The sequence below is a fragment of the Sphingopyxis sp. CR5 genome, assembly GCF_059693785.1.
Genome location: NZ_JCATIE010000003.1, coordinates 210848 through 236668 on the forward strand (window position 1 = coordinate 210848; position 25821 = coordinate 236668).

Here is a 25821-nt window from a genome sequence, read left to right on the forward strand (position 1 = left end):
TTCATGCGTCTCAGACTGTCCCTGATGCTCGCCGCCGCGCTGGTTTCCGCCAGCCCCGCGCAGGCGCAATATACGCTCAACGTTCGCGATGCCGACATCCGTGCCTTCATCCAGGACGCGGCGCGGATCACCGGGCGGACCTTCGTCATCGATGGCCGGGTCAACGGCAAGGTGTCGGTCGTCACCGACCGGCCGCTGTCGCGCAGCGAATATTTCGAGATATTCCTTGCCACGCTGCGCTCGAACGGCCTCGTCGCGGTGCCGGGCCCCAACGGCAGCTACCGTGTCCAGCCGATCGACGGTGCCGCCTCGCAGCCCGGCCGTATCGGCAGCGACCGCGCCGCCCAGAACCAGTTCGTGACCGAGATTGTCCGCCTGAAGCATATCGATGCCGTCGCCGCGGTCGAAACGCTGCGCCCGCTTGTCAGCCCGCAAGGCTCGCTCACCGCGAACCGCAATGCGAACAGCCTCGTCGTCGCCGACTTCGCCGACAATATCCGCCGCATCCGGGCGCTCGCCTCGAGCATCGACCGCGATACCTCGACGAGCCAGATCGTGACGCTGAAGAACGCCGGCGCCCGCGAAATCGCGTCGGCCTTGCAGGCCCTCGTGCCGTCGGCGGGAGAGGGGGCGACGACGCCCGTCGCGATCGTTCCGATCGACAGCAGCAATGCGATCGCGCTGCGCGGCGACCAGGCGATGGTCGCACGCTTCGTCGCGATGGCGAACGACCTCGACCAGCGCGCGGCGGGCGGCACCGAACTGCGTGTCTACTGGCTCGAGCACGCCAATGCCGAAACGCTGCTGCCGACGTTGCAGCAACTCGTCGGCGGGGGCAGTGATCCGGCGCCAAAGGCCGGACTGTCGCCGTCCACCTCGTCGTCCTCGCTGTCGAGCGGCGGGGCGCAGTCGACCCCGACCCCGACCCCCGCTCCGACAGCCAGCGCGACGACGACCAGCTCGACCGGCAGCATCGCGACCCGCGGCCCCGCGATCATCACTCGCTACGAAGGCGCCAATGCGATCATCGTTGCTGCGAACAGCGACGTGCAGCGCAAGCTTGGCGAATTGATTCGCCAGCTCGACACGCGGCGGCAACAGGTGCTGGTCGAGGCCATCGTCGTCGAGATCGGGGACGACGCGGCAAAGAAACTCGGCGTCCAGTTCCTGCTCGGCGGCAAGAATATTCCTTTCGCCGCGACGAGCTACAGCAACGCCTCGCCCAACATCCTGACGCTCGGCGGCGCCTATGGTGCGACCAAGCTGACCGAGGATAAGACGACCGTCGACGGCACGACCGTCGTCACCCAGACGTCGAGCGCGCTCGGCACCAGCCTTCAGGAAGCGGCCGCGGCATCGCTGCTCTCCGCGACCGGAGGATTCGCCGGGTTCGCGGGCGATATCGGCAAGGACACGGTGTTCGGCGCGATCGTCAACGCGGTAAAGTCCGACACCACGTCGAACCTGCTCGCCACGCCGCACATCGTCACGCTCGACAATCAGGAAGCGAAATTCCTCGTCGGTCAGGAAGTGCCGATCACCACCGGCGAGGCGCTGTCGGACAATTTCGACAACGCCTTCCGCACCGTCCAGCGCGAAGAGGTCGGCATCAAGCTGGAGGTGACGCCGCAGGTCAACGCCGCGGGCGAGGTGAAGATGTTCATCCGCCAGGAAGTGTCGAGCGTTGCCGGGCCGGTCTCGTCGCGCAACAGCGATCTCATCCTCAACAAGCGCTCGTTCGAAACCGTGCTGACGGTCGACGATGGCGAGATGTTCGCGATCGGCGGGTTGCTCAACGACGACGAGCGCAAGACGATCGAGCGCATCCCCCTGCTCAGCGACATCCCGCTGATCGGCGAATTGTTCAAATCGCGCAGCCGCAGCCATTCGAAGACCAATTTGATGGTGTTCATTCGTCCGACGATCCTGCGCAGCCGCGAGGACAATGCCGCGCTGACCGCGCGCCGCTACGGCTATATCCGCAATTTCCAGCTCCAGCGGAATCCCGATCAGGAACCCGCGATCGACACGCTCGTCCGCGATTATCTGGGGACCGTTCCGCCAGCCCCCAGTGCAGCGACCGCGGCCGACGTCACCGTGACGCCGGCGACGCCCGAACCCGTCGATATTCCGCCCTCGACGCCGCAAGGAGATCGGCCGTGACCGACGGCGGACCGGCCGACACGCCGTCCGCGGCGCCGGTGGACATTCCCTATGGCTTTGCCCGCACGCACGGCGTCGTAATCGCGCCCGCCGGCGACGGCGCCTGGCTCGCGACGCTGCGCGAGGATGCCGATCCGGCGGTGCTGATCGAGGTGAAGCGATATCTGTCCGCGCCTTTGCGCGTCGTGACCGCGAATCCCGCCGATTTCGACCGCCTGCTGTCCGATCACTATGCCGTCGACGCGACCAGCGCGATGGCGGGATCGCTCGAGGGCGGCGATATCGACATGATCGCCAACGGGATGCCCAGCGCCGAGGATCTGCTCGACAGCGCCGACGATGCGCCCGCGATCCGCCTGATCAACGCGATCATCGCCGAAGCGGTCCGCCAGGGGGTCAGCGACATCCATATCGAGCCCTATGAAAGCGGGCTGGTCGTGCGAATGCGGACCGACGGCGTGCTGCGCGAACATCTGCGCATGCCTCCCCACGTCGCGCCCGTCGTCGTGAGTCGCATCAAGGTGATGGCGCGGCTCGACATTGCCGAGCGCCGCGTGCCGCAGGACGGGCGCATCGCGCTGACGCTCGCGGGCAAAGCGGTCGACGTCCGCGTTTCGACCCTGCCGAGCCGCGCCGGCGAGCGGGTCGTGATGCGTATTCTCGACAAGGACACGGCGGGGATCGACTTCGACGTCCTCGGCCTCACCGGCGAGACCGACCGCATCCTGCGCGAAGCGCTTGCGGAGCCCAACGGCATCATCCTCGTCACCGGCCCCACGGGCTCGGGCAAGACGACGACGCTGTACGCCGCGCTGAAGCAGCTCAACGATGGGCAGCGCAATATCCTGACCGTCGAGGACCCGGTCGAATATGCGGTCGACGGGGTCGGGCAGACGCAGGTCAATGCCAAGGTTGGGCTCGACTTCGCCGCCGGGCTGCGCGCGATCCTGCGCCAGGATCCCGATGTCGTCATGGTCGGCGAAATCCGCGACCGCGAGACCGCCGACATCGCGGTGCAGGCCTCGCTCACCGGCCACCTCGTGCTTTCGACCGTCCACACCAATGACGCGGTCGGCGCGATCACGCGCCTCAAGGATTTGAAAGTAGAGCCTTTTCTTCTCGCCTCGACCCTCCGCGCGGTCATCGCGCAGCGGCTTGTGCGCAAACTTTGCGAAAATTGCCGCGAACCCATCCAGGCCGACAACAGTATCGCCGCGATGCTCGGCCTCGACATCGGTACGGTGATCTGGAAACCGAAGGGCTGCGACCAGTGCAACCACAGCGGTTACAAGGGCCGCATCGGCGTGTTCGAAGCGATCAGGATCGATGAAACGGTGCGCCGCTACATCTACGCCGGAGGCGACGAGGCGATGATCGCCAAACATGCGTTCCTGAAAGCCCCGACGCTTGCGAGCTCGGCGCGCGCGATGGTCGCCAAGGGGCTGACCACCGCCGAGGAAGCGATCCGCGTCGCGCGGCGCGAGGATGTCGATGCCTGATTATCGCTATGTCGCGATCGATCCCAAGGGGCGCGAGCGGACCGGGCGGCTGACCGCCGCGAACGACGACGCCGCGCGCGCCGACCTAGTCCGGCGCAAATTCCACATCGTCGCGGTCGAACCTGCCGGCGCACGCGAACCGCGCGGGCGGGCGCTGTTCGGCTGGCGCCGCACGCGGCTCAGCAGCAAGGATCTTGCGCTCTTCACGCGCCAGCTCGCGACGCTTGCCGAAGTCGCGCCGCTCGAAGAGGCGTTGCGCACGCTGACGCGCCAGAGCGAAGCCGAAACCGCGCGTCTGGTGATCGGCGACGTCCACGCGGGACTGCTCGAAGGGCGCCGGCTATCCGACGCGATGGCGCGGCAATCGCCCAGCTTCCCGCCGCTCTATCGCGCGATGGTGTCGGCGGGCGAGACGACGGGCAGCCTGACCGTTATACTCGCGCGGCTCGCCGACCTGCTCGAACGCCAGGCCGAAGTGCGCGGCAAGCTGATCGCGGCGCTCGCCTATCCGATCGTGCTGACCTTCGTCGCGATCGGCGTGGTCGCGGCGCTGATGATCTTCGTCGTGCCGCGCGTCGTCGAGCAATTCACCGACGTCGGCCAGCAACTGCCCTTCCTGACCCGCGCGGTGATTGCGATCTCGAGCTTCGCTGCGAACTGGTGGTGGCTGATCGCGATCCTGATCGCCGCCGCCGCCTTTGGCTGGGCCAGCGCGATTCGTCGCCCGGCCTTCAAGGCGCGCGTCGACGCGCGGTTGCTGCGGCTGCCGCTGCTCGGACGCCTGCTCCGCGATCTTTACGCCGCGCGCTTCGCGCGTACGCTGTCGACGATGGTGTCGAGCCGTCTGCCACTCGTCGAAGGATTGCGGCTCACCGTGCCGACGATCCGCAACGCCGCGCTCGCCTCCGCCACCGCCAACCTGATCGATCAGGTGCGCGCCGGCGGCAGCCTGTCGTCGGGGCTGCGCGACGTCGGCATCTTTCCTCCGCTGCTCGTCTATATGACCGCGAGCGGCGAGAGCGCGGGGCGGCTCGAGCAGATGCTCGAACGCGCCGCCGATTATCTCGAACGCGAATTCGACCGCTTTACCGCCGCCTCGATGGCGCTGCTCGAACCGGTCATCATTGTCGTCATGGGGTCATGCGTGGCCCTTATCATTCTTTCCATCCTCTTGCCGATCCTCCAGTTGCAGAGTCTTGCAGGACTATAATAAATGTCGCTTATGCAGCTTTTCTTCCGCCTGATACTCGATCCGTCCCGCCCCGCCGCCTTGCGGCGCAAACGCGACGAACGCGGCTTCACCCTGACCGAATTGATGGTCGTCATCTTCATCATCGGGCTGCTCGCAACCGTCGTGATGATCAACGTGCTGCCCAGCCAGGATCGCGCGATGGTTACCAAGGCAAAGGCCGACATCGCGACGCTCGAAAACGCGCTTGAACAATATCGGCTCGACAATCTGACCTATCCCGCGTCGACCGACGGGCTGAATGCGCTCATCACCGCGCCGCCGTCGCTGGCGCAGCCCGAACGCTATCGCCGCGGCGGCTATATCAAGAAGCTGCCCGCCGATCCGTGGGGCCGCCCCTATAATTATCAGGCGCCGGGACCGAACGGGCAGGCGTTCGACATCTGGTCGCTCGGCGCCGACGGCGCGCCCGGCGGCAGCGACGAGAATGCGGATATTCATGGTGGAGACCGCTAGGGCGCCAGCGTCAGGGTCCTGCCGGACAAGGGCGAACGGCTTTACGCTGGTCGAGCTGATGGTCGTGCTCGCGATCCTCGGACTTGCCGCGGCGGCGGTCGTGCTGACACTTCCCGGCGAGGAGCGCAGCGTGCGCAGCGAAGCCGACCGCCTCGCCGCGCGTCTCGCGGCGGCGCGCGATGTCGCGGTGATCGAGGGGCGCAGCGTCGCGGTGAACTTCGCACCCTCGGGCTATGGCTTCGAACGGCGCGTGAACGGCGAATGGGAGCCGCTGCCCGGACGTGCGTTCGAGCGGCGCAACTGGCCGCGCGATGTCCGCCTCGCTGCGGGTGGCGAGGGGGTTGCGCGCATCCTCTTCGATCGCGTCGGCACCAGCCCGACGCCGCAAGCCGTCGTGCTGTCGGGCGGCGAGGCGCGCGAGGTCGTGCGGGTGTCGGCGACCGGGGAGGTCAGCCGTGACCGTTGATTCCCGCCGCGACGGCGGCTTCACCCTGCTCGAAATGCTGGTGGCATTGAGCATCATCAGTATCGCCGCGCTGACGCTCGTGCGACTGGACGCCTATGCCGTGCGGACCGCGGGCGACCTCGACGAAAGCACGATGGCGGGAATTGTCGCGCAAAATCGCGCCGTCGAGCTGTGGAGCGATCCCGTGCCGCCGACAATCGGCAACAATGCGATCGCGGTGGCCAATGGTGGACGGACCTGGCGTATCGAACAGCGCGTCGCGAAGACCGCCGATGACAGCCTGCTGCGCGTCGACCTGACCGTACGTCCCGAAAGCGGGCGGGGACAGGCGGTGCTTACGATCATCAGGCCATCGCGATGAGAGGCCTCCACATTCTTCCCCCAACGGACAAGGCGAGCGCGAACGGCTTCACCCTCGTCGAAATGCTTGTCGCGCTTTCGATCTTCGCCGCGATCGCTGCGATGGGCGTCGGCCTGCTCCGCAGCAGCATCGACACCCAGGACGCCGTTCAGGGGCGGTTGCAGGCGATGGGCGGCATCAACCGGCTGCGCGCCGTGATGGCGAACGATCTTGCGCAGGCTCTCCCGCGCGCGACGCGCGGGCCTTCGGGTGAGGCGGTGCCGGCCTTCATCGGCACGTCGACCAGCTTTGCCTTCGTCCACGCCGGCGCGGGCGGGATCGACGCCGGGCGCCCGGACATAGAACGCGTCGGCTATGCGATGATGGGTGACGAGTGGCGCCGTGCGTCGCAGCCGATGCTCGACGGAATGGCGCTGGGCGCGGGCGATCGGCTTGTCGATGATATCGCCGCGGTGGCGGTGCGTTACCGCAGCATCGATGGAAGTTGGAGCGACACATGGGCGTCGGGTGCCGACGACCGGCTGCCGCGTGCCGTCGAGGTGCGTCTGACGCGCCGTGGTCGTGCACCGCTGACGATGCTGTTCCTGACCGCGCCGACTCCGCCACCACCGCCTGACAGCGAAGGGACGGTGCCATGACGCGTGGCGATATACAGGAGCGCGGCGCCGCTTTGCTCAGCGTGCTGTTGCTCGTGTCGGTGATGGCGGTGATCGCCGCGACCGCGCTCGACCGGCTCACGCTCGCAACGCGCATTGCGGGCAGCGCCGCGATGGTCGATCAGGGGCGCGCCTACAGCTTCGCCGCCGAGCAGATCGCGCTGCGCCGGGTCGGAGATCTGGTTTCTCGCGATCCGGCAAAACTGACGCTCGCAGGCAATTGGCTTGGACGTGATTTCGTCCTGCCGCTGCCGGGAGGCCAGGGTCGGGCGCGGCTAACCGACGCAAATAACTGCTTCAATCTCAACAGCCTCGTCGTCGAGGCAGCACCGGGAAAGCTTAGCCAGCGGCCTGCGGCCGTCAGCCAGTTTACCGAGCTGATGGTGCTGCTTGGCCTGAACCGTGGCGAAGCCCAGGGAATCGCCGGTGCGGCCGCCGACTGGATCGACAGCGACAGCCGCGACGGCCCTTCGGGTGCCGAGGACGGCGCCTATCGAACGAACGACGGCAATTATCTTCCCGCCAACCGCAAGATGGCGGACATCAGCGAGTTGAAGGCCGTTCGCGGCATGACCCCCAAAATCTATGCGCGTCTAAAACCCTGGCTTTGCGTCTTGCCGGTTGCCGAGCCGGTGACGCTCAATGCCAACACGCTGCTCCCTGCGCAGGCCCCGCTGATCGCGATGCTGCTCCCCGGCAAGCTTGGTCTGGCCGACGCTCGCGCGGTGCTGGCGGGACGGCCTGCCGACGGCTATGGCAGCAGCGTAAGATTCTGGCAGTCCGGTCCGCTCGCGCGAATCGACCCGCCGGGCGGGGTCGACCGGCAGGTCGGGGTGACGAGCCGCTGGCTCGCCTTGAGGACGCAAGTGACGCTGGGGGATGGAGATTTGACCGCCAATTCGCTCATCGATGCCTGGGGTGGGGCGCCGGCCGCCGGAAGCGCGCCGCCCATCGTGGTACGCCGCGATTGGGGTGAGAGCGACTGACGTGACGCGAACCCTGTTGCTCTGGCTGCCTTCGTTGGCGGACCTCGAACATACTGATAGCGCCGACGTCGCCTGGCTGCGGGTCGATGACGGCGTCGTCGTCGATTCGGGCCAGGACGATGATTGGATCGACATGTGGGAGCGGCCCGAGGGGGGCGAGACGCACGACGAACGGCTGATCGCGCTCGCGCCGGCGGCCGATGTCCCGATACGCTGGCGCCATTTTCCCGATGCCGCCCCGGCCCAGGCCGCCGCAGCCGCGCGCATCGCCGCGCTCAAGGACAGTCTTGGCGATCCCGCCGGCCTGCACATCGTCGCCGGCCAGCCTGCAACGGCAGGACAGGCGGTGCCGGTCGCGGTGACGACCCACGCGGCGATGGCGGCATGGACCGAGTGGCTCGCGGCACGCACGCTCGATCCCGCAGCGATCATGCCGGCGGCGGCGACGGTACCGCCGCCCGAGACCGATATGCTTTGGCTCGCCGATGTGGGGCGTGAGGCGATCGTGCGGAGCGACGAGCGCGCCTTCCTGTCCGATCCCGACCTCGACCCGCTGATTGCCGGCGCGCGGGACATCGCCCCGCTCGACCGCGAACGGATGCGCGAGGCACTGGTCCTGTCGCTGGCCGCACCACCGCTCGACCTGCTGTCCGGCGCGTGGAAGCCAAAGCGGCGCTGGGCCGTCGATCCCGCCTTGATCGCGCTCGGTAAAAAGCTGCTCGTCGCGCTTGTCGTGGTCAGTGTGGCGATCCCGCTCGTTCATCTCTTTCGCCTGTCGGCGGATACCGCGCGGGCCCACCAGGCCGTGTTGACGATGGCCAAAAGCGTAGGGATCGCCGCCCCCGACGCCGAAGCTGCCGAGGCTGAAGTCGATCGCCGGCTGGCAGCGGCGGGCGGCGGGCCGCTCGCCTTTTCGGTGCCCGCCTCGGCGCTTTATGAGGCGATGCGCGACGCCGCGGGGGTCACGCTTAAGACGCTCTCGCACCGCACCGACGGGACGCTGACGACCACGCTTGCCGCGCCGCGGGTAGAGGATCTGAACAAGGTCCTGCTCGCGTTGCAGGCGCGCGGCTACCGGGTTACCGCGCAGCCTATGGCGGGGGCCGACGGCCAGCAGATGGCGAATATCACAGTCCGGGCGGTGCCATGATCGAACGCGTGCAAAGCTGGTGGGAAGGACTGTCGATACGCGAGCGCGTGCTCGTGAGTATCGCGGGGCTGCTCGCTCTCGGGGTCGTGGCGTGGGCGATCGGGCGTCCGGTCTATGCCGCTTTTGACGATCTCGACACGGAACACCGGGCCGCAGTCGATCGCGAAGGGCGCGTAGCGGCCAAGGTGACGTTGCTGTCGCGTCGCGCCCCGAAGCAGGCGGACGCCGTCTCCGATACGGTGGCGGTCGACCAGTTTCTGGCGCAGTCGGCGGGCGAGATAGGACTGACGCTCGACCGCAACGACGCGCGCGGATCGGATCAGGCCACGATTGCGATTGCGACGGCGAAGGCCCCGGTGCTCACCGACTGGCTCGCGGGGGTAGAGGCGCAGGGCTTCGTCGTCGATCAGCTCACAATCACCCCTGCCGCGGACGGCACCGTCGGGATGACCGCCGAACTCAGGCGGGCCGGGCCATGATGCGCCCGCGCCGCTTCTGGCCCATCATGGCGATCTCGCTGGCCTTGCCGCTGATCCTTCTGACATTCCCGATGCGCCTTGCGCTCGGCCTCGCGGGTGCTGCTGACGCAGGCGTCGCGGCGCGTGAGGTGCGTGGGTCGATATGGTCCGGTGAACTCGCCGACGCCCGGCTCGGCGCGATCCCCTTGGGGACCGTGGAGGCGCATCTGTCGCCACTCGCCCTGCTCACCGGTCAAATCGAACTTGCCTTTTCGCGGAGCGCCGAACGTACAGGCGCGCTTGCCGGGCGGCTCCACGCCAGCAATCCTCGCGGCATCTCGCACGTCGATGGCGTGGCGACGCTCGCCGGCGGGCTGGGCGTGATCCCGGTCGACACGCTCCGCTTCGAGGACGCGGCCCTCCGCTTCGACCGAGACGGCCGGTGTGCCGAGGCGAACGGGCGGATGCAGGTGATGGTTACCGCGCCCATTGCGGGGCTCGACCTGTCTCGCGGCCTGTCGGGATCGCTGAGCTGCGTTGGCGGTCGGGCGCAGGCCGCGCTTGCAAGCCAGTCGGGTATGGAACGCCTGACGTTCCTGTTCGATGGACGCGGTGCCTATCGGGCGAAATTCGCCATTCGCGTCGATGACGATCCGGCGATGGCCGCGGCTCTTGCCACCCTCGGCTTCCGATCGGGGCCCGGCGGCTTCCTGCTGACGACGACCGGCCGTTTCTAGTGGTTCCTGGCGCCCTGCCCCTTGGCGTGGGCGCCTTGCTGGCGGCCTTTGTCGGATCGATTCTGGGCAGCTTCATCGCGACGCTGGTGTTGCGCTGGCCGGCCGGTCGGTCGGTCGGGGGGCGATCGCGGTGCGACAAATGCGGATGCGTGCTCGGCGCGCGCGATCTCGTTCCACTGGCGTCGGCCTTCGCCTTGCGGGGCCGGTGCCGCCACTGCGGTACGCGGATCGACCCCTTTCACGGGCGTGTGGAACTTGCCGCGGCCTTGATCGGCGCTGCGGCGGTCGCGATAATGCCGGGGCCGGGCGGATGGCTCTGGGCGCTCTTCGGCTGGCTGCTGCTCCCGCTCGCGCTGCTCGACGCCCGTCACATGTGGCTGCCCGACCGGCTCAACGCCGCGCTGGCGATCGTCGGGCTCGTTATGGGCGGTGGGCTGCTGGGAACCAGCCTGTTCGATCGCTGGGTTGGCGCCCTTGCGGGCGGGTTGACGCTGGCGGCGGTCGCCTGGGCCTATCGCCGGGTGCGCGAAAGCGAGGGGATGGGCGGCGGCGACCCAAAGCTTGTCGCGGCAATCGGCTGCTGGCTCGGCTGGCAGCCGCTGCCGCTGTTGCTGTTGCTGGCGAGCCTGGGCGGTATCCTGTGGGCGCTTGTCGCCAAACGGGAAGGGGACCGGCCGCTGGCGTCGCGGCGGGTCCCCTTCGGTGTGTTCGCCTGTGGCGCCGCGTTCGCCGCGGTGCCGCTGTGGCTCGTTATCAGCGCTCGATGACCACGGTCACCGCGCGGCGGTTCTGGGCCCAGGCTTCCTCGTTCGAGCCGACGGCGGCGGGGCGTTCCTTGCCATAGCTGATGACATTGATCCGCGACGGATCGATGCCGAGCGACGCGAGGTAATTTTTCGCCGCATTGGCGCGGCGTTCGCCGAGCGCGATATTATAGTCGCGCGTGCCGCGTTCGTCGGCATGACCCTCCAGCGTCACGCGCACGGCGGGGTTGCGCTGGAGCCACTGCGCCTGGCTCTGGAGCGTCGCCTGATCCTCGGCGTCGACGTTATATTGATCGAAGTCGAAGAAAATGCGGTCCGCGCTGACGTTGGCGATGAAATCCTGTTGCGATCCGGGGACCACGGCATTGCCGATGCCGCTGTCGGTGTTTCCGGTGTCGGTGCCCGCGGGCGGCGGCGGCAGCTCTTCGGGCGCCTTTTTCGCGCAGGCGCCGACCGCCAGCATGGCGATGGCGGCGATCGTTGCGGTCGTTTTGCGTATCGTCATGGCATGGTCCTCTTCTTTTGTTGGCCTTTAATCCGGTGGGGAACGGGATTAACCCATGTTGAACAAGATATAGCAACCCCGGCTGCGGTTTTTGGTTCCGCGGCCGGCGTCAGGGCAGGATCGGCCCCCAGCTCGGGTCCGACCCGTCGCGCGGGGTGGGCAGGCGGCGCAGGTTCACGCCGGTCAGGTCGACCTGCCAGATCGTCGACTTGCCGTCGCGGCCCGGTGTCGTGCGGAAGAACTGGATGACGCGCCCGTTCGGCGACCAGGTCGGCGCCTCGTCCTGCCAGCTGTTGGTCAGCATGCGCGTCCCGCCGCCCGAAGGGGTCATCACGCCAATCCGGAATTCGCCGCCGCCCATGCGAGTGAAGGCGATCAGGTCGCCGCGTGGGGACCATTCGGGGGTCGCATAGCGCCCGCCGCCAAAGCTGATACGGCGCTGGTTCGACCCGTCGATGTTCATCGTATAGATTTGCTGGCTGCCCGACCGGTCGCTTTCGAAGACGATCTTCTTGCCGTCGGGCGAGAAACTGCCGCCGACGTCGATGCCGGGCGCGTTCGTCAGCCGCACCGGCGTGCCGCCGTCGGCGGAGATACGATAGATGTCGGTGTTGCCGCCGACCGCCATCGAATAGAGGATCTGCTTCCCATCGGGCGACCAGCGCGGGGCAAAGGTCGCATTGCCGCTTTCGGTGACGAGCTTCTGCGATCCTTTCGCCACGTCATAGATGAAGACGCGGACGCGGTTGTTCAGATAGCTGACATAGACGATCTTTTTATAATCGGGCGAGAAGCGCGGGCTGATCGCGAGCGCTTGGCCATTGGTGATGAACTTGTGGTTGCCGCCGTCCGAATCCATGATCGCGAGCTGCTTGACGCGGTTCCCCTTGGGCCCGCTTTCCGCAATATAGGCGATGCGGCTGTCGAAGAACGGGGCCTCGCCCGACAGGCGCGAATAGATGGCGTCGGCGCATTTGTGCGCGGCGCGGCGCCAGTCGCTTGGCTGGATTTCATAGCCTTGCCGCACCAGCTCGCTGCCCAGTTCGGTATCATACAGGTAACAGCCGACGATGAAGCCGCCGGTCGGCGTCGCGCGCACGAAGCCGTGGACGACATTTTCCGCGCTGCGCGCCTTCCAGTCCGCAAAACGCGGGGCCGTCACCTCGTCCATCGTGATCGCACGGACGCTGCCGGGGCCGAGCGGTGCGTAAAGCCCGCTGCGTTCGAGGTCGGCGGCGATGACCTCGCCGATCTGTCGGCCGAGGCTGTCGGTGCGCAGCCCCGCGACGGTCGTGACCGCAGGGGTCGCAAAGGCGGGCACCGCAATGACGGTGCGGTCCTGCGACAATTGACCTTCGATCGTTTCGCGCGGTTCGGTCTGCGCGACCGCGGGCGGAGTGGGAGCGGTCTGCTGAGCGAAGACCGGCGTGGCGGTCAGTAGCAGGGCGAGCGACAGGGTGGAGCGAAAGGGCATCTCTCTTACCTCTTGATGAAATCGAGGGTGTAATTCTGCCAGAAATCATATTCGTCGGCTGGCAGGTCGAAGGGCGCGGCTAGTTCGACCGCGCGTTTGGCGCACTCTTGATGGCGCTGAACCTGAAATGTGTTGCTGTCGTTTTCGCCGGTGGTGGTGACGCTGGTAAAGCCCGCGAGGGCCCCCGAGCGCGACAGGCGGAATTTGACCACGGTTTTGAGCTGATCGACGTCGACGCCGCTCACGCGGCAACTGTTCCAGCGCGGACGGACCGCCGCCTTGATGCTGACGTCGATCGCCTGCTTGACCTCGGCCGCCGTTGCCTGCGCCGGCGCGCCTTCGCTCGACGCCTTTTTGGGTTGCGATCGCGACAGTCCCTCGGCGATGCCGTCGAGCCGTCCGGTCGGGCGCGAGGGGCGGTCCTTGGGCGTGGCCTTCGGGGTCGGTTTGGGCTGTTCCTTTTGCGCCGGCGGGGTTCGCTTCTTGGGCGGCGATGGCTTGGGCTCTGCGACCTGCTTCGGCGCCGGCGCGGGTTCGGCGCGCGTCACCGGTTCGGGCTCGGGCGGCGTTGGCACGGGCTGCGACACCTCGATATCGTCGGCATATTCGTCGCCAAGCCGCGCAGCGGGGGGCAGGGGGCTGAGTATGGGGGCCGTCGATTCGGCGGCGCTTTCGGCGATCAGGTCGACTTCCATCGGCGCGCTGTCGAAACGGCGGTCGCCCGCGGTCCACTGAACCGACAGCAGCGCGATCACCACCACGTGCAGTGCGATCGCGATCGCGACATTGCGCCGTTCCAAGCCTGATTGTGCCCGCGTTGCCGCCATCATCCCATCCTAGGGCGCGCTGTCTGAACCGGTGGTGACCATCGAAATGCGCGTCAGCCCGGCGCGATTGAGTTCGCCCATCACCCAGGCGACGCGCCCGAAGACCAGGCTCTTGTCGGCGCGCAGCATGATCTGGCGCGGCTCCCCGGCACCGTCGTCGGCGCGCTTGATCGCTTCCAGACGCGCGGGCAATTCGGCCTCGCTGACGGGCTCTTCGCCGATATAGATGGTCTCGTCGGCGGTGACGCTCAGCTGCACCGGCTCGCGCTCCTGCGTGTCCATCGGCTTGGCGCGTGTCTCCGGCAAATTTACGGGCACCGCGGCGGTGAGTAGCGGGGCCGTGACCATGAAGATGATCAGCAGCACCAGCATCACGTCGACAAGCGGCGTAACGTTGATCTCGGACATCGGCGAGCGCCGCCCGCCGCGTCCGCGCCGCCGCCCGGCGCCGCCCGAAGGGCCGGTCATCGCCATCAGGCCTCGACCTCCAGCTCGCGGCTGAAGGTGGCATGCAGTCCGTCGGCGAAGCGGCCGAGCCGCGATTCGAGGCGGTTCAGCCGCTGCGAGAAGGTGTTATAGGCGATGACCGCGGGAATGGCGGCGAACAGGCCGATCGCCGTGGCGAACAACGCCTCCGAAATCCCCGGTGCGACGACGGCAAGACTGCTGTTGTTTTGCGCCGCAATCTCCGAAAAGGCGCGCATGATGCCCCACACGGTTCCGAACAGCCCGACGAAGGGGGCGACCGAACCGATTGTCGCGAGCGTCCCGATCTTTTCGGCGAGCCGGTCGACCTCGCCCTCGATCGCGCTGTTCATCGCGACGCTCAGGCGTTCGCGGGTGCCGTCGCGGTCGACCGCCTTGCCGGCGGTCGACCGGCGCCATTCGGACACGCCCGCGGCGAGCACTTTCGCGCTCGGCAATGGTTCGCGACCGTTTTCGTCGTGGAATTTGTCGATATTCCCCGCGCGCCAGAAATCGCGCTCGAACTGCTCCGATGCGCGCATCAGCTTCGCGGTTCCGCGCCCCTGGGTAAAGATCACCGCCCAGACGTAGACCGATGCGGCGAGCAGGCCGATCATCACCAGCCGGACGATCCAGTCGGCGTGCAGGAACAGCGCGATCGGGGACAGGGTCGCCGCGTCGGCGGCCAGCGAAATATTGTCTAGCAAGGGATGGTGTCTCCATTCATGACGGCGGTGAAACGGGCGGCCCACCCCTCGGGCTGGCGGCGCGGCCGGCCCTCGGGGGACAGGAAGGCCGCGGTGACGCGTCCCTCGGTCAACGGTTCGCCGGATAACGCGCTGGTCCCGCGAAAGATGCGTTGCGCGATGACGACGCTCGCGCCGCGCACCGCTTCGACCGTGCTGACGACCAGCAGGTCGTCGTCGAGCTTTGCCGGGCTGCGATATCTGATGGCCAGGTCGGTGACTGCCCACGCGCCTTCGCCGGCTTCCATCGCGGCGCGCTGGTCGATGCCGGCCAGCCGCAGCATGTCCGACCGCGCCCGCTCCATATAGCGCAGGTAGTTGGCGTGATAGACGATGCCCGACAGGTCGGTGTCTTCGAAATAGACGCGCGCACGAAAATGGTGCGCCGCGCCGACGAAGGCGCCGGGATGGAAAGGGGGAGGACCATCGTTCATCGTCGACGAGCGATAGCGTCTGCACGACTCGTCGCAAAGCCCTCTTCAACGGTTCGTCGTAGCAAGGGCGCCGCTGAGCGGAACGGGGGAACGTTTCGGGGTCGACCGCAAAACGATCGATACGGTCGAAAATGGCGTTTTCGTGCCATCAATCGTGCTGATGCTGAAGCCCGCCCGTATGACGCCGGGCGCCTGGGTCGAGGCGCTATTTGCCCTGGTCGAATAGCCCGTCCTGCACCCCGGCGGGCGGATTCAGCCCGAGATGCTTCCACGCGCTCGCATTAAGGCAGCGGCCGCGCGCGGTGCGGGCGATCAGGCCGATCTGGAGAAGATAGGGTTCGATCACATCCTCGATCGTGTCGCGCGGCTCCGAAAGCCCTGCCGCCATCGTTTCGACCCCGACCGGCCCGCCGCGATAGATATCGGCGATCATCGTGAGGTAACGGCGGTCCATCGCGTCGAGCCCGAGCGCATCAACCTCGAGCCGGTTGAGCGCGGCGTCGGCGACCTTGGCATCGACACGCGCGTGCCCCGCGACGGTCGCGAAGTCGCGGACCCGGCGCAGCAGCCGTCCGGCGATGCGCGGCGTCCCGCGCGAGCGCCGGGCGATTTCGAGCGCGCCATCGGCCGCGATGCCGAGTCCCAGCAGCCGTGCGGCGCGGCCGATGACCTGCTCCAGCTCGGCATGGGTATAGAAATTCAGCCGCACCGGGATGCCGAAACGATCGCGCAGCGGCGTGGTCAGCAATCCCTGGCGCGTCGTCGCCCCGACCAGGGTGAATTTGGGCAGGTCGATCCGCACGCTGCGCGCCGACGGGCCCTCGCCGATCATGATGTCGAGCGCGCGATCCTCCATCGCCGGGTAGAGAATCTCCTCGACCGCGGGGGACAGGCGATGAATTTCGTCGATGAACAGCACGTCGCCGTCCTCGAGATTGGTGAGCAGCGCGGCGAGGTCGCCCGCCTTTGCGATCACCGGCCCGCTCGTCGAGCGGAAACCGACCCCGAGCTCCCTGGCAACGATCTGCGCGAGCGTCGTCTTGCCGAGCCCCGGTGGGCCGAAGAACAGCACATGGTCGAGCGCGTCGCCGCGCGCCTTCGCCGCTTCGATGAAGACGCGTAGATTCTCGCGCGCTGCCGCCTGCCCGACGAACTCGGCGAGCGATTTGGGACGCAGCGCGGCGTCGGCGTCCTCGGGGGTGCGGATCGGGGTGGTAAGGGCCGGCTCAGTCATAATGCTCAATTGCCTCGCCGGTGATCGAAACCCACGGCTCCTTGCGCTCTTCGTAAACCGAATAGCTGGGCACGAAGCCGTGGCCGGGCTCGAAAATGCCGAGCGGGATCGCAAAGGCGTCGAGATAGGGCCGTGCGCGATACCAGACGCCCGTGCCGCAGATGCCGCAGAAGAAGAAGTCGGCGGTGTGGCCGCTGTCGCCCGTATATTGCCACGTCTTCGCGTTTTCCTCGCCCTCGGTGCGAACCTGTTCGGCGGGAAAGCGCACCTGCGCGGCAAAGGCGCTGCCGCTGCGCGTCTTACATTCGCGGCAATGGCACACCGACACGCGGATCGGCTCGCCGGTGCAGGCGATGCGGATTTCGCCGCAGCGGCACGAGGCATGGCGAACGGAGTCGCTCATTTCGCTGCCTTCTTGAGCGCCGTACGCACCAGCGCATCGAGGCTGGCACCCACCCCCAGTTCCTCGCTCGCCGCCGCGACCGCGGCGCTCGCTTCGCCGGGCTTGAAACCGAGGCCGGTGAGCGCGGCGACGGCGTCGCCCAGGGGCCCCGATGCGGGAGCGGCCGATGCCCCGGCGCTGCCCGCAAGGCCGCCGAGCGCCCCCGCCTTGTCCTTGAGTTCATGCGCGATGCGCTGCGCGAGTTTCGGGCCGACGCCATTGGCGCGCGCGATCATCGCGCTGTCGCCGCTGGCGAGCGCGCGTTGCAGCTCTGCGACTTCGAGTGCCGAGAGGATTGCGAGCGCGACCTTGGCGCCGACGCCCTGGACGCTGGTGAGCAGGCGGAACCAGTCGCGCTCTTCGGCGCGTGCGAAGCCGAGCAGGCGCAGGAAATCCTCGCCGACCAGCATCTCGGTATGGATCGTCACCTCGCCGCCGACCGCGCCGAGTGCATCGAGCGTGCGCGCCGACGCTTCGACCAGATAGCCGACGCCGCCGACGTCGATTACCGCATGGCCCGCGCCGCTTGAGTCCAGCCGCCCCGTCAGTTTCGCAATCATGCGACGAGGGTTAGCGCGCGCCGCGCGTCGCGGCAAGAAAAGAGAACAGGACGCGAACCTTTTGTCGTCGTGGAACCGCGGGGCGCCTGCTGCGCTCTGGTCTCGATGGAGCTCAACGCGCCCCTGGTGGTCCACTCGATCGACCTCGACCTGCTGTCGCGGCTCGGCGGCGCCGCGGTGCTGGGCCTCCTGCTCGGTATCGACCGCGAAATCAGGGGACATGCCGCCGGCCTGCGGACGCATGGACTGATTTGCTTTGCCGCAGCCACGATGACCGTATCGATCATCGCGCTCTACACCCAGCTCGAGGGCAGCCGCATGGACCCGCTGCGCGTTTTCGAGGCGGCGGGTGCGTTCATCGGCATCCTGGGCGCGGGGCTTATCGTTTTCAGTCGCGGCAAGGTCCACAATCTGACGACCGCGGCGCACCTGTGGCTGGCGGCGGTGCTCGGCATCGCCTGCGGTGCGGGGCAGTGGCCGCTGGTGCTGATCGGCGGAGCCATCAGCCTGGTGATGCTCACCCTGTTGCGCATCGTCGAGCGACGGCTCGAAACGCCGCCGGGCGACTGAAAGCCGCCCCTTCGACTCCGCTTGCGGGACGCGGGGCGGAGGAATATAAGCGCGGCGCGATGCGGGGGGCTGCGTGCTGTCGGCACGCGATAACAGCCGCACGCATAGGGTCGCGCGTCGGTCCAGGACGTCAGCTCGGGGTTTTCATCCACGACATCGAGCACCGCGCGATTTACCGTCCATCGCATTTCCGTTTTGCCTGCCGCGGGCTGGAGGGCGCATCGGCCCGGATCGCCGGGCCTTTGGGGCGCGAAATATTGACACCGGTTACCTAATCACCTATTCGAGCGGAAATCCATGAACCCCCGGAGGATGCCGCCATGTTCGCAAAGACCTATCACGCCACCCATCCCGACATGATGGACTGCGTCGACAACGACGACCTGCGCGATCGCTATCTCGTTTCGGGGATGTTCGAGGACGGCAAGATCAATCTCAACTATTCGCACAACGAACGGTTTGTGATCGGCGGAGCCGTTCCGCGCGGCGGCGCCCTGACGCTGCCCGAACAGTCCGAGCCCGCATCGGCGGCGGGGCACCCCTTCCTCGAACGGCGCGAGATGGCCGCGGTCAACATCGGCGGCGCCGGTGCGATCACCGTCGACGGCCAGCGGTTCGAGATGAAGACCAAGGAGTGTCTCTATATCCCGATGGGGTCGGCCGAGGTCGTGTTCGAGGGCGAGGGCGCGCGCTTCTATCTGGCGTCGCTGCCCGCGCACAAGACCTGCCCGATCAAGCATGTCACGCTTGACCAGGCGAACCCGCTCGCGCGCGGCGACCTCGCCAATTCGAACCAGCGCACCATCTATCAGCTCGTCATTCCCGGCGTGTGCGAAAGCGCGCAGCTACTGCTCGGGCTCACCGTGCTCGAAGAGGGCAGCGTCTGGAACACGATGCCGCCGCACCTTCACGACCGGCGCAGCGAAATCTATCTCTATTTCGATCTCCCCGAGGAAAGCGACCGCGTGTTCCACTATATGGGCGAGCCCGACAGCATGCGGCATATCGTGATCGCGAACGAGGAAGCGGTCATCAGCCCGCCGTGGTCGATCCACATGGGGTCGGGGACCAAGAAATATGCGTTCATCTGGGCAATGGGCGGGGAAAATCTCGATTATACCGACATGAACGTCCTCGACATCTGCCAGTTGAAATAGCCTTCCTTCATCGCCCCGGAGATGATCCGGGGCCCACGCGGCACCGAGGACATGGATGCCGGATCACGTTCGGCATGACGAGGGAGTGGAGAGGATGCAATTGTTCGAGCTTAGCGGAAAAGTCGCGCTGGTGACCGGCGCCAACACCGGTATCGGGCAGGGAATTGCGCTTGCGCTGGCCGCAGCGGGGGCCGACATCGCAGCAGCGGGCCGTTCGCCGGCGACCGAGACGGTCGACAAGGTGCGGGCGCTGGGGCGCGAGGCCGAGAATTTCGCTGCCGATCTGTCGACGATCGCTTCGGTGCAGCCTCTCGTCGATGCCGTGCTCGATCGCTTCGGCCGGATCGACATCCTCGTCAACAATGCGGGCATCATCCGGCGCGCCGACGCGGTCGATTTCACCGAAGAGGATTGGGACGCGGTGATCGACACCAATCTGAAGACGCTTTTCTTCCTCTGCCAGGCGGTCGGACGGCATATGATCGCGCGCGGATCGGGGAAGATCATCAACATCGCCTCGATGCTGACCTTTCAGGGCGGCATCCGCGTCCCGAGCTATACCGCGTCGAAGTCGGGCGTGGGCGGACTTACCAAGCTGCTCGCGAACGAGTGGGCGGCAAAGGGCATCCAGGTCAATGCGATCGCGCCGGGCTATATCGCCACCAACAACACCGCGGCGCTGCAGTCCGACGAAACGCGCAACCGGCAGATCGTGGAGCGGATCCCCGCCGGGCGCTGGGGCGACCCGGCCGACATCGGCGGCGCGGCCGTCTTTCTGGCATCGCGGGCGTCCGATTATGTCCAGGGCCATATTCTTGCCGTCGACGGCGGCTGGCTGGCGCGATAAGACCCGCCGCGGCCGGGCGCGCCGAGGCTTGTCGAGCCGCCGCCCTGTCGTCGGTGTAACAGACATGCCCCGTCCGTTGCGGGGCCAGGCGGAGTTGGCATGACACAGGACAGGCTCGTTTTCTTCGGCGAACTGCTGATCCGCTTGACCGCGCCGGGCAACGAGCTGCTGATGCAATCGCCATCGCTCGCGCTGCACGTCGGCGGGGCCGAGGCGAATGTCGCGATCGGGCTTGCCCATCTCGGTCACGAATGCGCGATGATCGGCACGGTACCGGACAATGCGCTGGGTCGCAGCGCTGTGGCGGCGGTGCGCGGCGCAGGCGTCGATTGCGCCGCCGTCACCACCGGACCGGGGCGCATGGGCCTTTATTTTCTCAGCGTGGGGGCCGGACTGCGCGCGTCCGAGATCGTTTACGACCGCGCAGGATCGAGCTTCGCGGCGACCGGGCCCGACGATTATGACTTCGACTCGCTGCTCGCCGGTGCGCGCTTGCTGCATCTTTCGGGGATCACCCCGGCGCTCGGACCCCGTTCGGCCGACGCCGCACTCGCCGCGGCGCGTGCGGCGAGGCGCCTTGGCGTCCCCGTCAGCTTCGACGGCAACTATCGCGCGATGCTGTGGGAGGCGTGGGACAGCGATCCGCGCGCCGTCCTGGCCGAGCTGATCGGCGCCGCCGACATAGTGTTCGGCAACCATCGCGACCTGTCGCTGGTGCTTGGGCAGGCGTTCAGCGGCGACGGCGAAGACCGGCGCCGCGAGGCGGCCGACGCCGGCTTTGCGGCTTTCCCGGACCTCAAACTGATCGCATCGACTGCGCGGCATACGATAACCGCCGATCATCATCGCATCGCGGCCCGCGTCGACCTGCGCGACGGCGGCCATCAGACCGGAGAGGTCGACGTCACGGGCATCGTCGATCGGATCGGGGCGGGCGACGCCTTCGCCGCCGGAGTGCTCCACGCGCATCTCGCGGGCGGCGATGCCCGGACGATGGCCGAAAGCGGCCTGGCGCTCACCTGTCTCAAACATTCGCTACCGGGCGATGCGAGCCGCTTTGGACAGCGCGATATCGACGCCTTTCACGGCGGCGGGCTCGATGTCCGGCGGTGAACCGACCCGGCGCGGGGTCGTCGGCGGGGCGCTGCTGCTCGGCGCGAGCGCGCTGACGCGCACCGCCTGGGCCAATGCGCAGGGCGGATCGCGGCGGGTCGCAGCCGCCGATGGCGTCTATGCGGGAGTGCCGTGCGGCGCCGAGGGCCGTGCGGTTCGCTTTCGCGGCATCCGCTATGCGCACGCCGCCCGCTTTTGCGCCCCGAAGCCGGTGACGCGTGCGGACCAGATGCCTGGCGACGCCTTCGGACCGGCCTGCCCGCAGCGCGGCGATCGCTATCGGCCGCAGTCCGAGGATTGCCTGTTCCTCAACGTCTGGACCCCCGCCGCCACGACCGCGGCGAAGCGGCCCGTCCTGCTCTATATCCACGGCGGCGCCTATTCGGCGGGCAGCGTGACCGATCCGGTCAACGACGGAGCCGCGCTGTCGGCGCGCGGCGATGTCGTCGTCGTCACGGTCAACCACCGGCTCAACGCGCTCGGTTACCTCTATCTCGCACGGCTCGACCCGCGCTTTCCCGACAGCGGCAATGCGGGCCAGCTCGACCTGATCGTCGCCCTGCATTGGGTGCAAAGGAACATCGCGGCGTTCGGGGGCGATCCGGGCAACGTCACCGTCTTTGGCCAGTCGGGCGGTGGCGCGAAAATCGCGACGCTGATGGCGATGCCGGAGGCGCGGGGCCTGTTTCACAAGGCGATCACCATGAGCGGGCAGCAGGTCACCGCCTCCGGGCCGCTTCATGCCACCGCCCGTGCGGAGGCGTTCCTCGCCGCGCTGGGCGAGGGCGTCGATCCCGCGACCGCGCCGGTCGAGCGGCTGATCGACGCGCTGTCGGCGACCGACCCGGTTCTCGGCGGCGGCGTCTATATGGGACCGGTGCTCGATATGGCGCATCTGACGCGCCATCCCTTCTGGCCCGACGCGGCGCCGCAGTCGCTCGGCATCCCGATGATGCTCGGCAATACGGTGATGGAGACGCGCGCCTTCTATGCAGCCGATGGCAAGCAGCTGAGCGGCCTTTCCTATGCGAATCTGGCGCAGCGGATCGCGCCCGAGATGCGGATCGACATCCATCCCGAATGGGTCGTGGCGCAGTTCCGCGCGCGCTATCCCGATGCGCCGCCGGTCGAGCTGTTCCACCGCATCGTCACCGCCGCGCGCAGCTGGCGCGGGCAGGTGGAGGAAGCCGAGGCGCGCGCGCGCGCCGGGGCGCCGGCCTTCGTCTATCAGCTCGATTTCGAGGCGGCGAAGCACACCGACGACATTGCACTGAGCTTCGGCACGGTGGCCGATCCCACGCCGGCGCAGCGCGCGATGAGCGACACGGTGATGGACGCCTATCTTCGCTTTGCGCGCACCGGCGACGCGGGATGGCCCGCCTATTCGCTGGAACGGCGCGAGACGATGGCGTTCGACACGCAAAGCCGCGTGACGAGCGACCCGCGCCGCTGGGAGCGCGAGCTGTTCGCGCGCGTGCCCTATATCCAGCCGGGGACCTAGATCATCCCGTGACTGCCTAGCCAGTTCCAGAGCAGGTCTGGCCAGATCGATACCGGCAGGCCCGCCGCCTTCATCAAGCCGAACCCGTGCTCGCCGCGCTCGAAGAAGTGGCTTTCGCACGGGCTGCCGATCGCCCGTGCGGCCTCGCGCAGCCGGATGCTGTTCGCGATCGCCACGACGCTGTCGTCTTCGGCGTGGAGCAGCCAGAGCGGCGGCATGTCCTTGCGCACCTGGCGCTCGGGCGAGTGCAGCGCCTCGGCTTCGGGACTCGGTGCGGCGCCGAGCAGGTTGCTGCGGCTTCCGGGGTGCGCGATCGCGGCGTCCATCGACACGACGGGATACATGCCGGCGACGGCATCGGGTCGGGCCGAAAGCCTGTCGGCGGCGTCGAGGGGCGCATGGACGCGCGCGTCGAACCGCGTAAGCAGGCTGGTCGCGACATGACCGCCGGCCGAAAAGCCGCCGAAAGCGACGCGCGCCGGATCGATGCGGTCGATCTCCGCGCGGCTCCGCACGATCCGCATTGCCCGCTGCGCGTCGGCGAGCGGAACCTCTGACCGGTTGGCCCAGCCGTCGCCGGGCAGGCGATAGAAAAGGACATAGACGGTGACGCCGCGCGCGGTCAGCCATCGCGCGAGTTCGTACCCTTCCTTGTCGATCACGACATAGCGATAGCCGCCCCCGGGCGCGAGGACGACCGCCGCGCCATTGGGGTTTGCCGGGCGAAAGATGTCGAGCCGCGGCCGGACGATATATTCGAGCATCCGGTCGCTGGCTTGCGGATCGTCGCTGCGCTGAACGACGCGCTCCGCGAGCCCCGGAGGAACGACCTGATGACCCTTTGGCCACAGGGCGAGGCTGGCGTCGGGCGCCACGTCGGCCGGGCGGGTCGGAGCCGCGGCGCGCGCGGTGCCCGCGGCGAGAGGAAGCGCCAGCCCGGCGGCGAGCAGGTGGCGGCGATCGAGCGTCATCGCGTTCCGTCCAGTGGCGGGTTGGGATAGGCGATGATCAGCACCAGCGGCTCGCCGCCCGTCTGGCGGATGCCGACCTCCGCGCCGGTGTAAAGCCATGCCGCCATGCCGGCCTTCACCGCCCTCTCCTCGCCATCCGAATGGACGACGCCGGTTCCCGACACGACATAATAGATTTCGTCATGGGCGATGGGGTGGATGCCGATCTGCGCCCCCACATGCAGCGCGCGCTTGCGAAATTCGAAGCTGCGCGGTGCAGGGACGCTGTCGCTGATCCGCCACGCGGTCGACATCCCGATTTCGCCATGCGGCGGCGGCTCTTCGCGCACCGTATCGGCTTCGTCGATCACCACCATCGGCGGCGCGGTGTCGGTGCCCGCGAGCAGCAGCGCCGCGGCGAGCGCACTCATTTGACGCCACCGCGCGAATCGAGGTCGCGCGCTGACAGATGTTCCTGCGGCATCGGTGCGGTCTGCGCGGGATAGCGGCCCGATTTCGGCTCCATCGTCGCAAGGTTCCACTCGGCCTCGACGAAGGGCGCGCGCACCGGTGCCTCGACCTTGGGATAGGCGCTGACCTGCTTTTCGTCGTCGATGATGTCGCCGCGGCCTTCGGCGACGAAAAAGAGGATACGGATCTCTTCGGCATCGCGCGCCCAGGGGCGGGCGCCGGCAGTGGCGAGCACCGATGTCTCGACATCGCGCGATGGCAGGATATTCAGACCCTCGAGCGAGGCGAGCGGCGCCTTTGCCCGGATCAGTTCGGCGCGGGTTTCGCCGTAGCGCCCGAATTCGGGCAGGGCATTGCCGTGCCGGTCGACCGCGATATTGTCCTTGGCATAATATTCGAGATCGCCGTCGCCGCCGAGCATCAGGAAGGGCAGGCCCTCGTCGGTATAATTGCCTCCGCGCATCACATTGCCGACCGCGGTGATCTGCCCGGTGACATAGGGGTGGCCGACCCATTCGAGGTTCATCAGATTATAGTGCACTGCGCGATGCTGCGGATCGTAAATCAGGTTGTTCACCAGCGCCGCCTGCGCGCCGCCCTTGACGAGCGGGCTGCGTTCGACGTTGTGAGCCCAGATGTTGCGATAGAAGAGGATGCCGGTCGTATTGTCGTGAACGAGCGAGCCCTTGCTGTGCTCGCCCTTTGGATGGCTCGCATCGGCCAGGCCCTCGGCGGCGAGATTGTTCGAGAAGGTGATGTCGTGGCTCGTGTTCTTGCGCCACTCGGCGACGTCCTTGCCCGCAAAGCGCGGGCCGGAGGCCGACATGTTCTCGTCGATCGCCCACAGGAACGTGCAATGATCGACGATCACATCGTGCGCCGCGACGGTCGAAAAGGCGTCGGCTTCCCATCCGCTGCGCTTTGGCTGGCCATCGACGCCGGTATAGACGCGCAGGTGACGCATCACGACATCGTGCGTCTTCACGTCGATCCCGGTGCGGATCAACGTGATGCCCGGACCCGGCGCGGTCTGCCCGGCGATCGTCAGAAAGGGTTCGGTGATCGTCAGCGTCGTGCGGCCCATGTCGATGACGCCGCCGACCTCGAACACGACGATGCGGGGGCCCTTTGCCTCGACCGCAGCCTTGAACGACCCCGGACCATCGGGGGCGAGGGTCGTCACGCGGATGATCTTGCCGCCTCGTCCCCCCGGAGTCGTCGCCGCCGATCCGACCGCGCCGGGAAAAGCGAGGGGGGCGGAATCGAACGCCGCCGCGGGAGTCGCCGTCAGCGAAGTGACCAGAAAAAGGGCGGAAATCCATAGTGTCTTGGGCATCGTCTCTCTCCTTGCGATTGGGGTCTTGACATAGCAGCCGCAATCCTTCAATCATTTTGACACCGGTTACCTAAATCGGTCAACAACAGAATTTGGGGAGAGGGCGCCCCGGACCGTCGCAAAGCCGGCGGCCTTCCTGCGTACTCTCTGGACATATTGGACGAGCCCGTGGCTCGCGCGGTTTCGTCCACGAAAGTAACCGGTGTCATTCTTGCCAAAGGCGGGGAGACGCTGCGAAAAGGGA

General features: G+C 67.5%; 29 protein-coding genes. 17 read left to right on the forward strand and 12 right to left on the reverse strand.

What is annotated here, in order from left to right; all coding sequences use genetic code 11:
• The first annotated feature begins 3 nt into the window (after positions 1-3).
• The 12 genes from gspD to AC58D2_RS06000 are packed head-to-tail and all read left to right on the forward strand — an operon-like array spanning position 4 to position 10948.
• The gene (gspD, locus tag AC58D2_RS05945) at positions 4-2163 is read left to right on the forward strand and encodes a type II secretion system secretin GspD (protein ID WP_497388262.1); all 2160 of its coding nucleotides are present in this window, start codon (positions 4-6) and stop codon (positions 2161-2163) included.
• Positions 2160-3662 carry a type II secretion system ATPase GspE gene (gene gspE, locus AC58D2_RS05950; protein WP_497388264.1) on the forward strand — a complete coding sequence of 501 codons (1503 nt, stop codon included), beginning with the start codon at positions 2160-2162 and terminating at the stop codon, positions 3660-3662. Before gspD ends, gspE begins: the two co-directional genes overlap by 4 nt.
• Positions 3655-4872 (forward strand): type II secretion system inner membrane protein GspF, encoded by a 1218-nt coding sequence (gene gspF / locus AC58D2_RS05955; RefSeq protein ID WP_497388266.1) that lies wholly within the window; start codon positions 3655-3657, stop codon positions 4870-4872. The genes gspE and gspF overlap by 8 nt, the downstream gene beginning before the upstream one ends.
• Positions 4873-4884: 12 nt before the next feature.
• A complete protein-coding gene (gspG, locus tag AC58D2_RS05960; protein ID WP_497388268.1) occupies positions 4885-5367 on the forward strand; it encodes a type II secretion system major pseudopilin GspG in 483 nt (160 codons plus the stop codon).
• Complete coding sequence (locus AC58D2_RS05965) at positions 5351-5833, forward strand: GspH/FimT family pseudopilin (RefSeq protein ID WP_497388270.1); 483 nt, start codon at positions 5351-5353, stop codon at positions 5831-5833. Before gspG ends, AC58D2_RS05965 begins: the two co-directional genes overlap by 17 nt.
• Positions 5823-6194 (forward strand): type II secretion system minor pseudopilin GspI, encoded by a 372-nt coding sequence (gene gspI, locus AC58D2_RS05970; protein WP_497388272.1) that lies wholly within the window; start codon positions 5823-5825, stop codon positions 6192-6194. The genes AC58D2_RS05965 and gspI overlap by 11 nt, the downstream gene beginning before the upstream one ends.
• The gene (locus AC58D2_RS05975; RefSeq protein ID WP_497388274.1) at positions 6191-6832 is read left to right on the forward strand and encodes a GspJ family type II secretion system protein; all 642 of its coding nucleotides are present in this window, start codon (positions 6191-6193) and stop codon (positions 6830-6832) included. Before gspI ends, AC58D2_RS05975 begins: the two co-directional genes overlap by 4 nt.
• Positions 6829-7836 (forward strand): type II secretion system minor pseudopilin GspK, encoded by a 1008-nt coding sequence (gene gspK / locus AC58D2_RS05980; RefSeq protein ID WP_497388276.1) that lies wholly within the window; start codon positions 6829-6831, stop codon positions 7834-7836. The genes AC58D2_RS05975 and gspK overlap by 4 nt, the downstream gene beginning before the upstream one ends.
• Before the next feature lies 1 nt (position 7837).
• The gene (gspL, locus tag AC58D2_RS05985; protein WP_497388278.1) at positions 7838-8986 is read left to right on the forward strand and encodes a type II secretion system protein GspL; all 1149 of its coding nucleotides are present in this window, start codon (positions 7838-7840) and stop codon (positions 8984-8986) included.
• Positions 8983-9465 carry a type II secretion system protein M gene (locus AC58D2_RS05990; protein WP_497388280.1) on the forward strand — a complete coding sequence of 161 codons (483 nt, stop codon included), beginning with the start codon at positions 8983-8985 and terminating at the stop codon, positions 9463-9465. Before gspL ends, AC58D2_RS05990 begins: the two co-directional genes overlap by 4 nt.
• The gene (locus AC58D2_RS05995) at positions 9462-10181 is read left to right on the forward strand and encodes a type II secretion system protein N (RefSeq protein WP_497388282.1); all 720 of its coding nucleotides are present in this window, start codon (positions 9462-9464) and stop codon (positions 10179-10181) included. The genes AC58D2_RS05990 and AC58D2_RS05995 overlap by 4 nt, the downstream gene beginning before the upstream one ends.
• Before the next feature lie 26 nt (positions 10182-10207).
• Positions 10208-10948, forward strand: coding sequence for a prepilin peptidase (locus AC58D2_RS06000; RefSeq protein WP_497388284.1), 741 nt, complete (start codon positions 10208-10210; stop codon positions 10946-10948).
• On the opposite strand, the gene pal is transcribed toward AC58D2_RS06000, so the two are convergent.
• From pal to ruvA, 9 genes are all read right to left on the reverse strand, one after another.
• Positions 10935-11450: a peptidoglycan-associated lipoprotein Pal gene (gene pal / locus AC58D2_RS06005; protein WP_497388286.1), complete on the reverse strand. Its 516-nt coding sequence runs from the start codon at positions 11448-11450 to the stop codon at positions 10935-10937. The genes AC58D2_RS06000 and pal overlap by 14 nt on opposite strands.
• Positions 11451-11559: 109 nt before the next feature.
• Positions 11560-12924: a Tol-Pal system beta propeller repeat protein TolB gene (gene tolB, locus AC58D2_RS06010; protein ID WP_497388288.1), complete on the reverse strand. Its 1365-nt coding sequence runs from the start codon at positions 12922-12924 to the stop codon at positions 11560-11562.
• 5 nt (positions 12925-12929) lie between these two features.
• Positions 12930-13724: a cell envelope integrity protein TolA gene (gene tolA, locus AC58D2_RS06015; RefSeq protein ID WP_497388290.1), complete on the reverse strand. Its 795-nt coding sequence runs from the start codon at positions 13722-13724 to the stop codon at positions 12930-12932.
• Between the two features lie 36 nt (positions 13725-13760).
• Positions 13761-14225, reverse strand: a complete 465-nt coding sequence (locus tag AC58D2_RS06020; RefSeq protein ID WP_497388292.1) for an ExbD/TolR family protein — start codon at positions 14223-14225, stop codon at positions 13761-13763.
• Positions 14225-14923, reverse strand: a complete 699-nt coding sequence (gene tolQ, locus AC58D2_RS06025; RefSeq protein WP_497388294.1) for a protein TolQ — start codon at positions 14921-14923, stop codon at positions 14225-14227. The genes AC58D2_RS06020 and tolQ overlap by 1 nt, the downstream gene beginning before the upstream one ends.
• Positions 14917-15396, reverse strand: coding sequence for a YbgC/FadM family acyl-CoA thioesterase (locus AC58D2_RS06030; RefSeq protein ID WP_497388296.1), 480 nt, complete (start codon positions 15394-15396; stop codon positions 14917-14919). Before AC58D2_RS06030 ends, tolQ begins: the two co-directional genes overlap by 7 nt.
• 205 nt (positions 15397-15601) lie before the next feature.
• Positions 15602-16630, reverse strand: coding sequence for a Holliday junction branch migration DNA helicase RuvB (gene ruvB / locus AC58D2_RS06035; protein WP_497388298.1), 1029 nt, complete (start codon positions 16628-16630; stop codon positions 15602-15604).
• Positions 16623-17033, reverse strand: a complete 411-nt coding sequence (locus AC58D2_RS06040) for a GFA family protein (RefSeq protein WP_497388300.1) — start codon at positions 17031-17033, stop codon at positions 16623-16625. Before AC58D2_RS06040 ends, ruvB begins: the two co-directional genes overlap by 8 nt.
• The gene (gene ruvA / locus AC58D2_RS06045; protein WP_497388302.1) at positions 17030-17632 is read right to left on the reverse strand and encodes a Holliday junction branch migration protein RuvA; all 603 of its coding nucleotides are present in this window, start codon (positions 17630-17632) and stop codon (positions 17030-17032) included. Before ruvA ends, AC58D2_RS06040 begins: the two co-directional genes overlap by 4 nt.
• A gap of 105 nt (positions 17633-17737) precedes the next feature.
• On the opposite strand from ruvA, the gene AC58D2_RS06050 reads away from it, so the two are divergent.
• From AC58D2_RS06050 to AC58D2_RS06070, 5 genes are all read left to right on the forward strand, one after another.
• Positions 17738-18202, forward strand: coding sequence for an MgtC/SapB family protein (locus AC58D2_RS06050; RefSeq protein WP_497388578.1), 465 nt, complete (start codon positions 17738-17740; stop codon positions 18200-18202).
• 320 nt (positions 18203-18522) lie between these two features.
• On the forward strand, positions 18523-19359 hold the full coding sequence (gene kduI / locus AC58D2_RS06055; RefSeq protein ID WP_497388304.1) for a 5-dehydro-4-deoxy-D-glucuronate isomerase: 837 nt from the start codon (positions 18523-18525) through the stop codon (positions 19357-19359).
• A 94-nt stretch (positions 19360-19453) separates the two neighbouring features.
• On the forward strand, positions 19454-20206 hold the full coding sequence (kduD, locus tag AC58D2_RS06060) for a 2-dehydro-3-deoxy-D-gluconate 5-dehydrogenase KduD (RefSeq protein WP_497388306.1): 753 nt from the start codon (positions 19454-19456) through the stop codon (positions 20204-20206).
• A 99-nt stretch (positions 20207-20305) separates the two neighbouring features.
• A complete protein-coding gene (locus tag AC58D2_RS06065; RefSeq protein ID WP_497388308.1) occupies positions 20306-21319 on the forward strand; it encodes a sugar kinase in 1014 nt (337 codons plus the stop codon).
• The gene (locus AC58D2_RS06070; protein ID WP_497388310.1) at positions 21306-22820 is read left to right on the forward strand and encodes a carboxylesterase/lipase family protein; all 1515 of its coding nucleotides are present in this window, start codon (positions 21306-21308) and stop codon (positions 22818-22820) included. The genes AC58D2_RS06065 and AC58D2_RS06070 overlap by 14 nt, the downstream gene beginning before the upstream one ends.
• Here AC58D2_RS06070 and AC58D2_RS06075 read toward each other — a convergent pair.
• The 3 genes from AC58D2_RS06075 to AC58D2_RS06085 are packed head-to-tail and all read right to left on the reverse strand — an operon-like array spanning position 22817 to position 25577.
• Positions 22817-23791 (reverse strand): alpha/beta hydrolase, encoded by a 975-nt coding sequence (locus tag AC58D2_RS06075; RefSeq protein ID WP_497388312.1) that lies wholly within the window; start codon positions 23789-23791, stop codon positions 22817-22819. The genes AC58D2_RS06070 and AC58D2_RS06075 overlap by 4 nt on opposite strands.
• A complete protein-coding gene (locus AC58D2_RS06080; RefSeq protein WP_497388314.1) occupies positions 23788-24201 on the reverse strand; it encodes a cupin domain-containing protein in 414 nt (137 codons plus the stop codon). The genes AC58D2_RS06075 and AC58D2_RS06080 overlap by 4 nt, the downstream gene beginning before the upstream one ends.
• A complete protein-coding gene (locus tag AC58D2_RS06085; protein ID WP_497388316.1) occupies positions 24198-25577 on the reverse strand; it encodes a pectate lyase family protein in 1380 nt (459 codons plus the stop codon). Before AC58D2_RS06085 ends, AC58D2_RS06080 begins: the two co-directional genes overlap by 4 nt.
• Positions 25578-25821: the final 244 nt, after the last annotated feature.